The sequence below is a fragment of the Microbacter margulisiae genome, assembly GCF_014192515.1.
Classification (GTDB): domain Bacteria; phylum Bacteroidota; class Bacteroidia; order Bacteroidales; family Paludibacteraceae; genus Microbacter; species Microbacter margulisiae.
In genome coordinates, this window is sequence record NZ_JACHYB010000001.1 from 2,075,219 (window position 1) to 2,091,293 (window position 16,075).

Consider the following 16,075-nt stretch of genomic DNA (forward strand, 5'->3'; position numbering starts at 1 on the left):
ATAAGAATAAAAGAGCGAAAACTACTGAAAATAAATTCGTTAAAACAGACCACAACAAAGAAAATCCCGCCTCCTCCTATTTTAACTAACTTCGTCACAAAAATAAGCATTTTAGAACAGAAACAAGAAGCATCATAACCGAATTGCATGTTAGGACAGCCATAATGAGATAGTTTTATTATTTTTACAACGTTTTAATGCTCGCACTGATGTGTGTTGTATAAATACAATATCACCAAAAGTATGACATATACCGCAACATATTTCCATCTCTTTATTATGTAGACGCCGTATCTTTGCCTCACAACTTTATCAGCAGCTTGCTTATTGTAAAATGCACGATACTGAATTTGACAAACCACAAATTATTCTCGTGGCTCCACTTAACTGGGGTCTGGGACATGCTTCCCGATGCATTCCATTAATAAAAAAATGGAACATTGAGGGGCATCGCATCATTTTATCCGCAAATGGAGAGGCTGCCTCTCTTTTACACAAAGAATTTCCCGCACTATCTTTTGTCAAGTTGCCGGAATGGAAAATTCGCTATTCTTCAAATCGTTCTCAAATTTTTAGCCTTCTATGGCAGCTTCCGGCTTTATTGGTTTCCAATATCATTGAACATTGGAAGTTACGCAAAATTGTCAAAAAGTATCACATATCATTGATTGTGTCCGATAATCGTTTCGGACTGTGGCATCGCCATATCAAATCAATTTATATCACCCACCAGTTAATGATTAAAGTTCCTCAGCCGATGCAATGGGCAGAACCTTTGCTTTGGAAGATTCATCATTGGATTATTATACAGTATGATGAATGCTGGATTCCCGATATTGCTTCCCAAGACAATTTGTCAGGAGATTTGTCACATAGATATCCACTGCCCAAGCATGCTCATTTTATTGGCTGGCTGTCACGTTTCCCTGTCGACAAACGAATCACCATCAAGAAGCACTACCATACGCTGTGTCTGATATCGGGGCCGGAACCGCATAGAACGTTACTTGAACAATCTTTAATTTATCGGTTTCAAAGCCAAAATACGCCAACATTAATTGTTCAAGGGAAACCTTCTATTGAGCAACACTGGCAATCAATAGGCAATATTGATATTGTTTCTCATCTGGACACTACCGAAATGCAAACCTATATCATCGACACACCTGACTTGATTTGCCGGTCGGGATACTCCACATTAATGGACCTAAAAGTATTAAACAAGAACGCAACAGAACTTATTCCAACCCCAGGTCAAACAGAGCAAATCTATTTAATGCAATGGAACAATCCATCTAAAAAACATTTATAGTACCTTTGTTTTTAAATCTTTCTCCATATTGACTATGAGACCTGTCTGCCAAAAATTCGTGGATGCGATGCACAAAAAGGAAAAACTATTCCTCGTCCTAATGGATCCAGATCATTTTATTCACCAGGAACAAATCACACAATATATTACTTATGTCAAACAGGCACATCCGGATATGATTTTAATTGGTGGAAGCCTAACAACACAAGCAACAGGCACGCTTATTAAGCAGATCAAGAGACTATGCACGCTCCCTCTGGTATTATTTCCGGGCAATATTTTCCAATTTACGACCGAGGCTGATGCACTTTTGCTGCTATCACTCATTTCAGGTAGAAACCCGGAATTATTGATCGGACAGCATGTTGCAATGGCTCAAACCATTAAAAAATCTGGAATTGAGGCTATTTCAACGGGGTATATGCTAGTAGAAAGTGACCAAACAACAACCGTAGAATATATTAGTAACACGCGTCCATTACCTCATTCAAAGCCCCAAATAGCAGCTGCCACAGCAATAGCAGGAACCCTGCTAGGCAATCAACTAATCTATTTGGAAGCAGGTAGTGGTGCAAAACAACCTGTACCTACCGAAATGATTACAGAAGTAAAAAAATCCATAGAAGTACCGCTGATTGTTGGTGGAGGATTACGGAGGGAATCAGCTATTCTTGATGCATTGACAGCCGGAGCAGATGCCATTGTCGTTGGCAATGCGCTGGAAAAAAACCCTGAGCTCATGATTCATTTTGCACACCTAGTTCATCGTTTTAATCAATAAACAACTAAAAACAAACAACATAAGCATAAACAGAAAAGAATTTAGCGGCAAATATAAGACAAAGCTTTGTGGAATCTAAAAAAAGCATTACCTTTGCACCGCTTTTGCCAAAGACAATCAAAGCATTTTGATTCAGTAGCTCAGCAGGTAGAGCACATCCCTTTTAAGGATGGGGTCCTGGGTTCGAGCCCCAGCTGGATCACATAAAACCTTGTAATTCATTTACAAGGTTTTTTTATTTTCGCAAAACTTAGGATAGATCAGAACCAATTCCGGATCAATCGGGAAAGTTGTGTTTTTGTTGATTAAGCATAAATTTTTGTTAGTCTGAAAAGGAAAAAATTCACATCTCTCACGCCTCTGAAAGATGCCCTAAAAGCTTTGATTTTGGCATTGAATGATTCTGCAGAAGCATTTGTACTTCTGTGATTAAAATAATTCAGGATCGTCAAATAATGTGATTGAATGGTTCTGGTGATGCTTCCAAATGACAAAATACCTGAGTTATCAACCCTATCATACCACTGTGCCAGTTTAGCAAAAGCTACTCCTTTGTCTTTTGTTTGATGGTAAATAGCCCCCAATTGCAAGGAAAAATGATATGCTTTCTTTAGGTCAGGATACAGTTCAAAAAGAATTTCAGCTCTTGTTTTCTGAGAATATGTCCATGCTGTGGGTTTCTTAAACAACAAATATCTGCTACGCGCCAGTAGTTGCTTGAGAGTGTCTCCGTTTGCCAGAACCGGTGGATTGTATTTCCTTCCGCAGGCTTTCGCTAATGCCATATCGATCGTTTCCCTGTCCAGTGCATTCCAACGATGTTTAATTCTGAGCTCCTGAACGGCATCATAAGCCAACTGTTGAACATGAAACCTGTCGGTCACTCTACTGGCTTGGGGAAAGCAAATTTTGATCACGTATTCCATATTGGCTGCCATATCCATGGTAACTTCCCGGACTTTCCACCTGACACGCTTTGGCAGCTTGTTGAGAACCGCGACAATATCCTCTGCCTTAGTTCCCCGAACCATAGCCACAATGGTTCCTTTACCTCCTTTTGCCGCTTTGTTGGTGACAATAGTATATAGTTCTCCGTTAGACAAGCTGGTTTCATCTATACTTAAGAAGCGGCCTACATTATCCGGATAAAGCAGCCATTGGTGAGCATGAGATTTTTGATCCCACTGATGATAATCACTCAGATAGTCCTTGTATTGCTCTTGCAACTGCTTGCCATCCAGATAATAATGCACTGCAAGGGATTTAGCACTTATGGGATGAGTATCCAGGTAATTCTTTTAAAAAAGCCGCGAATTCCTGTGTAAATCGCGTTCCTTTTGCCGTAAGTTCCCAATTTCGGCTAACCACTTGGTTTGTATTGGCATTCAACCACCTTCGACACTTAATCTTCAAATCAAATACCTTTCCTCGTATTGGAAAATCATGTATGGTTTGTTCCTGATGAAAGCCATGACAACGAAGAGGTTCTCCTGCATACTCTGAAGGAATATCAGGCTTTTCTTCAAGATAAACCGCATAACCTATCCCAATGTTCCTAACTGATTTTATTTCAAAATACTCCAGAATCCCTTCTGGCAATATTAACTCCAACAACTGATGTTCCGCTGACTTTAATTCTGTCTCTTTTTCCATGAAACAAAATTATCATTTTTTATCCTCTAACACAACTTTTCCGATTGATCCCCAATTCCCCCAAAAAAGCGGTAATTTTGTCCACTTATAAATAGTTCCGTCACTGCAGGCACGGAATGCATAATTTGTCGTTTAGCTCCTTTTGCCAACACAACTAAGAAGCCTAAATGCTCTCAAACCCCAATAAAATGAAAAAGATAGGAATTATCGGAGGATTAGGCCCCGAAGCCACAGTAGATTACTACAAAGAAATCATCAATGCATACAAAGCTGAAGACAGAGCATTAAACTATCCTGAAATCATTCTTATCAGTGTAAACATGTCAAATTTCTTAACCTTGATGGACTCTAAGAAATTTGATGAAGCCACGACATATTTGGTCGACCGAATTAAAAGGCTGCACTATGCAGGAGCAGATTTTGCTGCTATAACAGCCAATACACCGCATCAGGTTTTTGACCAAGTCCAGGCAAAATCACCGATCCCTCTTATCAGTATTATCGAAGTAACATGTGACGAAGCTCAAAAGAAAGGATTCAAGCGCTGTGGATTGCTTGGGACAGCATTCACAATGAACGCAACTTTTTACTCTGATGTTTTCAGGAAACGTGGTATTGAAGTGATTATGCCCTGTGATAACGACAAACAAATAATACATCAAAAACTATTTACTGAAATAGAATTGGGAATATTTAGAGACGACACACGCCAAATTCTGATTAAAATCATCGAGAGGATGGTCAAAACAAACCAAATCGATTCCTTAATTCTGGGATGCACAGAACTTCCTTTAATTCTGGCCGAAACCTCGTATGCAGGCATTCCGATACTGAACACAACGAAAATCCACGTCAAATCAATTGTAGACTACTGCAATTCAGATTTATAAACAACAAAACGTATGATTAATTATTCCGCTACATATACGGATCAATATCAATTGACAATGTCTCAGGTTTATTTCCTGAAAGGACACAAAGACACGCACGTTATATTCGATTATTTCTTTCGAAATTTACCGTTTAATTCAGGATACGCTGTGTTTGCGGGGCTGGAAGATTTACTCGAAACGTTGGAAACTTTAAAATTTGATCAATTTGATCTGGATTTTTTACGCGAAAAAGGATTTCATCCCGATTTTACTCATTTTCTGAAAGACTATCGATTCAAAGGAACCATTTACAGTTCCCGTGAAGGAGATCTCGTATTCCCAACAAGACCCATCCTGCAAGTAGAAGGGAATATCATTGAAGCACAAATCATTGAAACGCTGTTACTTAATATCCTTAATTTTCAAACTCTTATTGCAACCAAATCGAGCAGAATGCGTCAGGCAGCCGGGAGTAAGAGACTGATTGATTTCGGACTTCGGCGAGCACAGGGAGCAGCTGGCTACTATGCAAGCCGAGCCGCTTTTATTGGAGGGGTTGATGCAACCAGTAATATGCGTACAGGACGCGACTATGATATTCCTCTATCAGGCACAATGGCACACTCTTATATCGAGACATACGATAATGAATTCGAAGCTTTTATGGATTTCGCAGAAGTACATCCTGATAATTGCATTCTTTTGGTGGATACGTATGACACGCTAAAGAGCGGAATACCGAATGCCATTCGCGTTGCAAAAAAAATGGAGTTGCAGGGAAAAAAAATAAACGGAATTCGCTTAGACAGTGGAGACTTAGCGTATTTATCAAAAGCAAGCCGTAAAATGCTTGATGAAGCTGGATTGGACTATGTGAAAATTTCCGTCTCAAATCAATTGGACGAGCATATCATTAAAAGTCTTCAGGATCAACATGCTCCGATAGACGCATTTGGAGTTGGCACAAATCTGGTAACAGGCCATCCCGATGCAGCATTAGACGGCGTTTACAAGTTGGCTTGTGCCAACGATAAACCTCGCATTAAACTCTCCGAAAATGTAAGTAAAATCACCTTACCTCATCGCAAACAGGTTTTCAGAATGTCAGACGACGAAGGAAAATTTGCAGGATGTGATGCAATAACTCTTGATTCTGAACAAGATATAAAAATGATGTATCATCCTATTTATCCGCATAAATTTCTTTCTCTGGAAAAATTTCACAAAGAGCCTCTGCTTGAAAAGGTAATGGAAAATGGAATCCGGCTCACAAAAAGTCAATCGCTTTCCGAAATAGCCCGCTACAGCAATGAACAAATACAGAAGCTTCCTGAGGAGTATAAACGATTCGACTTTCCACATCTTTACAAAGTAGGATTAAGCCATAACCTATTGAAAGAAAGAGAGAAATTAATAACAAAATACAGAAAATGAAAGCCCTTGTCATTGTCGATGTACAAAATGATTTTATGCCGGGCGGAACACTACCAGTAGCACAAGCTGACAAAATCATTCCCGTTATTAATCATATTCAACATGCATTTGACCTCGTAGTGGCGACGCAAGACTGGCATCCGAAAAACCATATCAGTTTTGCTTCGAATCATCCAGATAAGAAACCATATGAAACAATAAATCTTGGTGGATATAACGAAGTCTTATGGCCCGATCATTGCATACAAGGTACATCTGGAGCAGCCTTCTGTGCTACACTCAATACCAATCTGGTCGCTGCTGTTTTTCGTAAAGGAATGAACCCCAATGTTGACAGTTACAGCGGATTTTACGACAATCATCATGCAATTAATACTGGCATGACTGGTTATCTAAAAGATAAAAAAATCACAGAACTTTATTTTTGCGGCGTGGCTGCCGACATATGTGTTTATTATACTATTTCAGACGCTGTAGATGAAGAATTTTCATGCTTCTTGATAGAAAATGCATCACAACCGTTAGATAGTACAAAATTTAAACGTATTAAAGCAGAACTTCAACAAAAGAAAGTTCAAATAATTCACTCTAATCAGATAATAAAATAATTTCAAAGCTATTCTCATATCTTTTTTATTATCCGATTCCGTTACAAAAGCACTTTCATATTAATACCGAGATTCCAGTATTACGAACAATAAATCAATAAAGAAAAGTAGGAAAAAAAACCGATATAAAATAAACATCTAATTGCACAAGTATTTTCCATCTTCTTCATGCAGACAAAGTATCATTCATTGTAAGAATAGTATTAAGCGATTATGATAATAATCAATACATTTGCAACACAACAAAAACAAAATTCAAACATGCTGCTTGGACGAAAAGATCAATATTCAGATTTTCTTTAAAAGGATTATCGCATCAATAGATTCCACATAACAATCGACATTCTTTAATCTTTATCTTATCAATTATGAAAAAACTCACATTTACATTTTTATTTTTTGCAGCAGTTGCCTCAGCAGCTTTGGCACAGAAATACCCCGGGCTTGCCCTGACGCCGCCCATGGGTTGGAACAGTTGGAATACATTTGCTTGTAACATCAACGAAAAAATGATCAAAGAGATGGCCGATGCCATGGTCTCTTCCGGCATGCGCGATGCCGGATACAAGTATCTGGTACTTGATGATTGCTGGCTCTCTCCAACACGTGATTCACTCCAGAACCTCCAGGCAGATCCAAAAAAGTTTCCCGATGGGATGAAAGCCCTCGGCGATTACATCCATTCCAAAGGATTAAAGTTTGGTATTTACAACTGTGCCGGTACGAAAACCTGTGCCGGATACCCTGGAACCCGGGGGCATGAATACCAGGATGCACTTACGTATGCTTCATGGGGAGTAGATTATTTAAAATACGACTGGTGCAACACGGAAGGAATCAATGCCAGGGAAGCCTACACCACGATGAGCAAAGCATTGGCTGCCACACACCGTCCAATTGTATTCAGCATGTGTGAATGGGGAACCAACCAGCCCTGGCTATGGGGAGCTCCCATTGCCGAATTATGGCGTACTACCACCGATATCGGACGTGGCTGGTACATTAAACCCAAACCTCATGAATGGACTCCGCTGGGATTTACACAAATCATCGACAAAGAAGTCAACTTGCGCCAATATGCAGGGCCGGGACATTGGAATGATCCGGACATGCTCGAAGTGGGCAACGGTATGCCGGTTAATGAAGACCGTGCCCATTTTTCCATGTGGGCTATGCTTGCCGCTCCCCTTATCGCAGGAAATGACCTGCGCCACATGAGCGAAGAGACCCGTGAGATCTTAACCAACCGGGGTGTCATTGCCGTCGACCAGGATTCATTGGGGATACAGGCATTGCGCTATGAAGTTAAAGACAGCGTGGAAACATGGATGAAACCGTTGGAAGGTGGAGACTGGGCTATCTGTTTCCTGAACCGGGCGGCTGAACCTAAAGCTATCGATTTTGCCTGGAAAGCAAACGTAGTAAAAGACACGCTATCCAACCGGGAACTAAATGCCAATACACAACGGTATGCTATTGTGGATTTATGGACCAACAAAGCGATGGGAACAACCCAGAAAGCATTAAAAGGCACGGTTCCTTCCCATGATGTTCTGATGGTATATCTTTCAAAACAAATAAAAAACGAGAAATACAAAAAACGTAGATGATATTTTATGGAGAAGCTTTGCGGTTTGTGTGTCCGCAGAGCTTCTCTAATCTATACCAATTTGATTCAGGGTTAAAAACCTTGAAATTTGAAGGAAAAACGCTCATCTCAAAAATTGTTACTACATTTGCACAATAATATTTCCAACACACAACGTAGCTTGTTATAGTCCTCGTTTGGATGGAATAAGTTTCAAAACAACCTTGAAGTACAAAATGATTTTCGAATGACCATCAAAAAATATCTTTTCATTCCATTCGCTATTCTCGGCTTTTTGCTTCTTCATTCATGCCTTAGCACGACGACTCCAACCTACTCAACTGATGGACACGTTATTAGCTTTTCATTGAAAAGTGACAGTGTACCCGCATTGGCAAAAGCTGTTTTTACAATTGACCAGACAAACGGAACAATATACAATGTTGATTCCCTTCCATATGGAACGAACGTAAAACAAGCTATTCCGGTAGTTACGGCCTATTCCACTGCAGGTATGTATTTTAATGATAGCGTTTACACCGGATCAGATACAGTTGATTTCAGTCGGCCAGTGATACTAAAAAATTATGCTCAGGACGGGGTTACAATTCGACAATATGTTGTAACGGTCAATGTCCACAAGGTAGATCCTGATTCAATTACGTGGGAAGAACGTACCTATCCCTCCTATTCATTCCAAACTATTGACCAAAAGGCTGTTTATTTCAATGAAGAAGTTATGTTATATGTGAATGACGGTTCACAGATGCACCTATTTACTTCTACCGATGGAAAATCATGGACGACCCAAACACTTAGTGGATTACCGGCCACTGTCAATCTACAGCAAATGGTGGTATACAACAATATGCTTTGCCTTGTTGAAAATGGACAAATGATGTTAGAGTCCACAGATGGATTGACCTGGCAAACAGTCGCCGTAAACAGCTCTTATCCCTTGGTCACACTAGTAAGCGCTATTGGAACGGAATTAATAGGAATCCAACAGTATAACGGAACATATTATCTGTGTTATTCAAATGACGGCACAAACTGGCTGACAGGAGAAGCACTGACCGGTAGCATGGCAAATTTCCCGATAAGTGATTTCGCTGCTACTTCATACCAGCCAACTGTAGGAAGTTCAAAAGTTCTGGTTGTTGGAGGAATCAATGCTTCAGGCCAGATTGTAAATTCCATTTTCAGCTATATGCTTGGCAGTAGTTGGGCAGACTTCTCCTCTGAAGCTGCACTGACAACTTCATCCTTCCCTGCAATTCGTAATGCATCCTTGACAGGGTATAACGGAAAAGTATTACTCTTGGGAGGAAAGCTGGCAAGCAATCAATTGAAAGATGACACCCTGTTATGGTCAAAAAGCGATGGTTTGTTCTGGACAAAAGCCGATTCGCTTACCATGATTCCAAAGCCACTTCATTATGTATATCGTTATAAACAGTCGGTAGTTGTAGATAATAATTATCGCATCTGGATTATCGGAGGCAAAGACGCTAATGATAATTTCTTGAAAGAGGTATGGGTAGGCCGGCTTAACAGCCTTGGATTCGGACTGCCACCCATGTAAAAAAGCAATAAATAAATCAACACAATCTGCTCTTTTATAGAGCAGTTTGTGTTTTATTTTGGCATGATGTACGCACTTACCCCTCCTACCCGGCTTCGGGGAACCATTGATTTACCAACTTCCAAAAGCATAAGCAATCGTGCGTTGCTTTTGTCGTCTTTGGCTGGAAATACATTACCCCTCTCCAAAATTGCTACTTGTGACGACACAACGGTAATGCAAAAAGCCTTGCAAAAAGACCACCACACAATAGATATCGGAGCAGCAGGAACTGCCATGCGTTTTTTATCTGCTTACTTTGCGACTCAGGAAGGGGTCTGGACATTAACAGGAAGCGCACGTATGAAACAACGGCCAATCAGATTGTTGGTCGAAGCGCTTAATGCCATTGGAGCAGATATCCGTTATCTTGAAAAAACAGGATTTCCTCCTTTGAAAATTACAGGGAAAGCCCTTCAAGGGGGAAATCTCACACTGGAAGGTAACGTTAGCAGCCAGTTTATTTCAGCCTTGCTGATGATTGCCCCCACAATGCAACAAGGCTTGTCGCTCACATTGAATGGAGAAATTATTTCGCAGCCATACATTCATATGACGCTGAAAATGATGGAATCATTTGGAGTAAAAGCTGAATGGGAGACTCAACATATTATTATAAAACCTCAGCCTTATCATCCAACATCTTTTGTTGTTGAATCCGATTGGTCGGCTGCTTCTTACTGGTATGGTATGGCAGCTTTGATGCCCGATAGTGATATGACCCTTATAGGTCTGCAAAAAGACAGCATGCAAGGCGATTCAAAAGTAGTTGAATTATTTCAATTACTAGGCGTTCACTCAGAATTTACGGAGCACAGCGTTCATATCTTTTCAACAGGAGAAAAAATAACATTCCTCTCTTACGATTTTGTCAATCAGCCTGACATAGCACAAACATTTGCGGTTACATGTTGTCTGCTGGATATTCCTTTTCGTTTTGAAGGCTTGAAAAGTTTGATTATCAAGGAAACAAACCGGATCGCTGCTCTAAAGGCCGAATTATTGAAAATAGGATATATCATCAATGATCCTGAAGAAGGCGTTTTAGAATGGAATGGAACAAAAACTTCATTTAATGTGCCTGCTGTGATTGAGACTTATGACGATCACAGGATGGCCATGTCACTTGCTATCGCGGCACTAAAACATCAGATCATCATTGCTCATCCTGAAGTAGTAAGCAAATCATATCCAAACTTTTGGAAAGACGTAGAGCAAGTTGGATTTTTAATTCAACCTAAATAGCAAATAGCATTTCTTTTTATCTTTTGCCGTAAATTGTCATTTGTTTGTAAAGGACAATAACCTTGGGATATTGCCGCTACAAAAAACAAACGTTACTTTTGCATTTTATTCTACAGAGTAGCGGCATTTTGATCAATTATAACGTCGTTACAGTAAACCCTGTAAACGCTATCTATGTTAAACTACATTTGGATTGGGTTTTTCTTGATTGCCTTTCTTGTTGCTGGCATCCAGTTTATTTTCACTGGTGACTATACGGTTTTTGAACGTATTGTAAACGCCACATTCGACATGGCAAAATTCTCAGTCATGGATATTGCGTTACCTTTGGCCGGAGTAATGACGCTTTGGCTGGGCTTGATGAATATAGGGGAGCGCGCCGGCGCCATTCGTTTTTTATCCCGTCTTGTCGCTCCATTTTTTGAAAAACTTTTTCCTGAAATTCCGAAGGGTCACCCGGCAAGTGGTCAGTTAGTGATGAACTTTTCAGCCAATATGCTTGGCCTCGATAATGCTGCTACTCCTATTGGCTTGAAAGCTATGCAAAGTCTGCAGGAACTGAACCCAAACAAAGAAACTGCCTCCAATGCCCAAATCATGTTTCTGGCATTGAACACGGCAGGACTGACACTTTTGCCCATCTCCATCATGGCACAACGCGCCATTTTGGGAGCTAAAAATCCCACGGACGTTTTACTCCCCATTTTAATTGCCACTTACGCCGCAACATTAACAGCCATTTTATATGTAGGCATCCGGCAACGCCTTAACTTATGGAATCGTACTGTTATGGGTTGGCTGGGAACTTTAACGATAGGGATCGGCCTTCTTGTTTATGGATTTTCACGACTAACTCCACAACAAATGACGATGGTCTCGAGCATTGTGGGAAATGTTTTGCTGATTTCTATCATCGCTGCTTTCATGATCGGAGGGCTGATCAAGAAAATCAATGTTTACGAAGCTTTTATTCAAGGAGCAAAACAGGGCTTTGAAACCGCATTGAAAACCATTCCCTATTTAGTCGGGATGTTGGTGGCCATTGGCGCCTTCAGAGCTTCAGGAGCCATGGATTTACTCATCAACGGGATTGCCTGGATATTTCACTCCATGCATCTGAATACTGATTTTGTAGCCGCATTACCGAATGCTTTGATGAAACCTTTAAGCGGAAGCGGAGCAAAAGCATTAATGGTTGAAACGATGAAAACATATGGAGCAGATTCTTTCCCCGGCCATTTATCATGCATTTTCCAGGGAGCTGCAGATACAACTTTCTATATTGTAGCCCTTTATTTTGGTTCTGTAGGTATCAACAAAACCCGCTATGCTATTTCCGCCGGTTTGCTTGCCGACCTGGCAGGAGCCATCACGGCTATTATTGTTGCCTATCTTTTCTTTAGATAATTAACCCCTTTTGTAAAAAACACAATCGCTAACAAGCTCAACAACGAGCTTGCTTTTTTGTTTAATTAAAATAATATGATCATGAAAAAAATGAAAAAAATGAAAGCACTTCCTTGCTTTCGACGATGGACACGAACGCCTTACGCTGTGTTCAACAGTTTAAACATTGTTGTCAAAATTGGTGTTTTAGGCGCTGCTATGCTTACGGCAAGTAATCAACCTGTTTTATCGCAAGCCTACCAGAAGACAGACAACAACTCTGCCGTACAATTACAGGAGGTGCAGGTGAACAGCGATTTACCGCCAACTACCCAACAATTGGTCAAAGTAGTTGCCGTCTTAACCCGTAAAGACATTGAGCAAGCGGCAGTACAAGATCTGCAAGGATTATTGAATTATGTGCAAGGCATAGACTTGCGAACCCGCGGAACGGATAATGTACAGGCGGATATAAGCCTTCGCGGTGGCACTTTCGATCAAACCGCCGTTCTTCTCAATGGTGTAAATCTCACCGATCCCCAAACAGGACACTTCGATTTAGACATTCCTATCGACATTCATCTCATCGAACGCATCGAAATTCTTTATGGCCCGGGCGCCTGGACGGCTGGTTCCATATCTTTCAGCGGTGCAATCGATATTATAACCCGGCAGGTTTTTCCAACCTCCTTGTTTGCCCACCTTTCAACAGGAGCTCACAACTACCAACAGACTGATGCATATGGCTTTGTGAACAGTGGCAAATGGCGCATCGCTGCAGGAATCAATGGAACACAAAGCAGTGGCTATGCACCAAATACCGACTTCAGAATATTCAATGCCTATTCCAATATCCGGTATCTCACACAACATTCGGGACAATGGATGATGCAGCTCGGAGCACAAAGCAAAGACTTTGGAGCCAACAGCTTCTACTCTCCAAGTTTTCCCGATCAATATGAACAAACCCGGACACTGATAGCTTCTTTGCAATATAAAAAACAATGGCAACATTGGCTCCTTTCTGCCAATGCCTACTATCGCCGGCACCATGACATGTTTACCTTGTTCCGGTATCCGGATCAGGATACTCTTTTGTTCATCGGACCAAATTATCATTTGACTGATATTTTCGGAGCATCCCTTCAGGCTTCTTATTCATGGATAGCCGGAACCACAACATTAGCAGGAGATTTACGCTCGGAACATATTTTCAGCAATGCCCTTGGCAATCCGCTGCCTCATCCCGTATACGACCCTTACAGCGGAAAAGATGTGTTTACTCGGGGCGCATTGCGTCAATATGCCTCTTTCTCATTAAAGCAGGTGAAAAACATTAACAAATGGACGCTTGGTGCCGGTATCCTCGGCAGCGGGAACAATGATTTCGGGTTTCATGTTTATGCCGGAGGAAATGTCGATTATGCTTTCACCCAAAATATAACATTGGGATTCTGGTTGCATAATTCCTACCGGTTACCAACATTTACAGATCTTTACTATACCAGCCCCACTCAGATAGGGAATGCGCAACTCAAACCCGAAGAAGCGTTCAATACCGACGTACACTTGCTTTGGACACCCCGTAACTGGACTATCCGCGCAGCATTCTTCCAGCGTGACGGACATCGCATCATTGACTGGGTTCGTTTGCCTTCAGAGACCGTATGGCACAGCCAAAATCTGACCAATGTTCAATCAATGGGTACCGAATTGGCAATTGACTATCGTCCTCAGCTCCCGTGGGTGAAGACAATTCATGTCGACTACACCTATCTCGATGTAACCAAGAGCAGCAGTAATTATGTCTCTCTCTACGCAACGGATTATTTAAGGAATGAATTACGGATACGACTCGTCAACCCTATCTGGAAATCATTGGAAGCTGCCTGGCAGCTAAGCTATCATGACCGTGCCGGGACATATCTTGACGCTACAACAAACCAGGAAACACCGTTCAATCCGTATTGGTTGTGCGATTTGAAGCTGATGTGGGAGAGACCTGGTTACCAGATATCTGCAGAAGCCGACAATCTGTTCAACACGACATATTTCGACTATGGCAATCTACCCCAGCCCAGACGTTGGATTAAAGTGGGACTAACGGTTAAAATCTAATGTTTTGCTCCCCAGAATTTTCCAAAAGCCCTTCCATGTGTAAGGGCTTTTTTTTACCTTTGTCAAGGAAACGACGGTTCTTTCAAACAACTCACAAAAAATGAAATGGCTCAATACGTGGTGGTTTTTCGCATTACTGGCCGCCACATTTGCAGCATTAACTGCAATCCTGGCAAAACTTGGCATCCGGGGGATTAATTCCAATTTAGCTACGGCAATCCGGACAGTTTTCATTCTGTTCATCGCTTGGGGAATTGTGTTCGCACGTGGAGAAAACATTGGGATTACCCAGTTAAATAAGTCGAACTGGATTTTTTTAGGGTTGTCAGGCTTTGCAACCGGGCTCTCATGGATGTTCTATCTCAAAGCGCTCCAAATGGGAAAAGTGTCACAAGTGGCCCCTGTCGATAAAATGAGCGTAGCCATTACTCTTCTCCTCTCTGCTGTTTTTTTAAAAGAGGTGATTACCTGGAAGATTGCGTTGGGAGCTTTGCTGATCATTAGTGGCACAATAGTGCTAATTTTGTAAGCAGGCATTTATTCAACAATTCATACAAAAATATTTCTACATATGTCTATATCAGCAATTATCCCTTTTTTACGGGAATTACAGGAAAACAACAATAGGGAATGGTTTACAGCCAACAAAGAACATGTCTCCGGTCTGCAACGGGAATTTCTCCGGTTCACACAACAGATCATCGACGGTATCGCTTTATTCGATCCTGAAATGAAAGGAGTTGACGCCAAAAATTGCGTTTTCCGCATCTATCGCGACATTCGGTTCTCTCCTGATAAAACACCCTATAAAACCCATTTTGGAGCTTACATGGCTGCCGCGGGTGGAAGAAAAAGCGAACGTGCGGGGTATTATCTGCACATGGAACCTGATGGATGTTTCATAAGCAATGGCATTTATTGCCCGGACAAAGATATCCTGAAAGCCATTCGTCAGGCAATATTGGAAAACATGGACGAATGGGAGGAGATTACCGGAAATATAATGCAATATTTTCCAAATCAATTCGAAGAAGAGAAATTAAAGAAAGTGCCGCAGGGATTTCCTTCCGATGTGCCGGGTGCTGATTGGCTTAAATACAAACATTACACCTTTAGCCATCCGTTAGCGGATACATTCTACGAAAAAAAGGATATAATTCCAGAGCTACTTGCACTCTTTCAACATTCCGTAAAATTGAACCAATTTATCAATTTTACGATTGATGAGCTCCACAATCGATAAGCCTTACAGAAGAAAAGGAGTTTTTTTGGAATATCACCTTGTCAAAAATGGGAGTCTGTCTTTAAAAACGACTTTAATATTGCCTTTTTTATGTAGGCAAAAATCTCATTTTTCTTTCAATCTGTCAGTCAAAATGGCTATTAAAGAAAAATAATGCCACGATTTTATCATTTACTATTGCAGAAATAAGCTTAAAGGGTTATTTTTGTGA

General features: G+C 40.9%; 14 protein-coding genes and 1 tRNA gene. 13 read left to right on the forward strand and 2 right to left on the reverse strand.

Annotation, left to right across the window (positions count from 1 at the left end):
• Window positions 1-334 precede the first annotated feature (334 nt).
• The 3 genes from FHX64_RS08435 (at window position 335) to FHX64_RS08445 (ending at window position 2,295) form a co-directional block, all read left to right on the forward strand.
• Window positions 335-1,312 carry a glycosyltransferase gene (locus tag FHX64_RS08435; RefSeq protein WP_183413335.1) on the forward strand — a complete coding sequence of 326 codons (978 nt, stop codon included), beginning with the start codon at window positions 335-337 and terminating at the stop codon, window positions 1,310-1,312.
• A 34-nt stretch (window positions 1,313-1,346) separates the two neighbouring features.
• Window positions 1,347-2,093, forward strand: coding sequence for a phosphoglycerol geranylgeranyltransferase (locus FHX64_RS08440; protein ID WP_183413336.1), 747 nt, complete (start codon window positions 1,347-1,349; stop codon window positions 2,091-2,093).
• 129 nt (window positions 2,094-2,222) lie between these two features.
• Window positions 2,223-2,295 (forward strand) — tRNA-Lys (locus tag FHX64_RS08445).
• A gap of 103 nt (window positions 2,296-2,398) precedes the next feature.
• On the opposite strand, the gene FHX64_RS08450 is transcribed toward FHX64_RS08445, so the two are convergent.
• Together FHX64_RS08450 and FHX64_RS08455 are read right to left on the reverse strand one after the other, a co-directional pair.
• A complete protein-coding gene (locus FHX64_RS08450) occupies window positions 2,399-3,346 on the reverse strand; it encodes an ISAon1 family transposase (RefSeq protein WP_425487950.1) in 948 nt (315 codons plus the stop codon).
• 10 nt (window positions 3,347-3,356) lie between these two features.
• Window positions 3,357-3,746: an ISAon1 family transposase N-terminal region protein gene (locus FHX64_RS08455; RefSeq protein WP_183411864.1), complete on the reverse strand. Its 390-nt coding sequence runs from the start codon at window positions 3,744-3,746 to the stop codon at window positions 3,357-3,359.
• A gap of 188 nt (window positions 3,747-3,934) precedes the next feature.
• Here FHX64_RS08455 and FHX64_RS08460 point away from each other — a divergent pair, with 188 nt between their 5' ends.
• From FHX64_RS08460 to FHX64_RS08505, 10 genes are all read left to right on the forward strand, one after another.
• Window positions 3,935-4,636 carry an aspartate/glutamate racemase family protein gene (locus FHX64_RS08460; protein ID WP_183413337.1) on the forward strand — a complete coding sequence of 234 codons (702 nt, stop codon included), beginning with the start codon at window positions 3,935-3,937 and terminating at the stop codon, window positions 4,634-4,636.
• Window positions 4,637-4,648: 12 nt separating this feature from the next.
• The gene (locus FHX64_RS08465) at window positions 4,649-6,052 is read left to right on the forward strand and encodes a nicotinate phosphoribosyltransferase (protein WP_183413338.1); all 1,404 of its coding nucleotides are present in this window, start codon (window positions 4,649-4,651) and stop codon (window positions 6,050-6,052) included.
• Window positions 6,049-6,660 carry a bifunctional nicotinamidase/pyrazinamidase gene (gene pncA, locus FHX64_RS08470; RefSeq protein ID WP_183413339.1) on the forward strand — a complete coding sequence of 204 codons (612 nt, stop codon included), beginning with the start codon at window positions 6,049-6,051 and terminating at the stop codon, window positions 6,658-6,660. Before FHX64_RS08465 ends, pncA begins: the two co-directional genes overlap by 4 nt.
• A 368-nt stretch (window positions 6,661-7,028) precedes the next feature.
• Window positions 7,029-8,270 (forward strand): glycoside hydrolase family 27 protein, encoded by a 1,242-nt coding sequence (locus FHX64_RS08475; RefSeq protein WP_183413340.1) that lies wholly within the window; start codon window positions 7,029-7,031, stop codon window positions 8,268-8,270.
• A gap of 225 nt (window positions 8,271-8,495) precedes the next feature.
• Entirely contained in the window at window positions 8,496-9,833 is a 1,338-nt protein-coding gene (locus FHX64_RS08480) for a DUF6242 domain-containing protein (RefSeq protein WP_183413341.1), read from the forward strand.
• Between the two features lie 63 nt (window positions 9,834-9,896).
• The gene (gene aroA, locus FHX64_RS08485) at window positions 9,897-11,117 is read left to right on the forward strand and encodes a 3-phosphoshikimate 1-carboxyvinyltransferase (RefSeq protein ID WP_183413342.1); all 1,221 of its coding nucleotides are present in this window, start codon (window positions 9,897-9,899) and stop codon (window positions 11,115-11,117) included.
• Window positions 11,118-11,291: 174 nt separating this feature from the next.
• Window positions 11,292-12,524 (forward strand): nucleoside recognition domain-containing protein, encoded by a 1,233-nt coding sequence (locus FHX64_RS08490; protein ID WP_183413343.1) that lies wholly within the window; start codon window positions 11,292-11,294, stop codon window positions 12,522-12,524.
• Between the two features lie 81 nt (window positions 12,525-12,605).
• Window positions 12,606-14,621, forward strand: coding sequence for a TonB-dependent receptor (locus FHX64_RS08495; protein WP_183413344.1), 2,016 nt, complete (start codon window positions 12,606-12,608; stop codon window positions 14,619-14,621).
• A gap of 100 nt (window positions 14,622-14,721) precedes the next feature.
• On the forward strand, window positions 14,722-15,150 hold the full coding sequence (locus FHX64_RS08500; protein WP_183413345.1) for an EamA family transporter: 429 nt from the start codon (window positions 14,722-14,724) through the stop codon (window positions 15,148-15,150).
• A 42-nt stretch (window positions 15,151-15,192) separates the two neighbouring features.
• Complete coding sequence (locus FHX64_RS08505) at window positions 15,193-15,864, forward strand: DUF2461 domain-containing protein (RefSeq protein WP_183413346.1); 672 nt, start codon at window positions 15,193-15,195, stop codon at window positions 15,862-15,864.
• The last annotated feature ends 211 nt before the right edge of the window (window positions 15,865-16,075 follow it).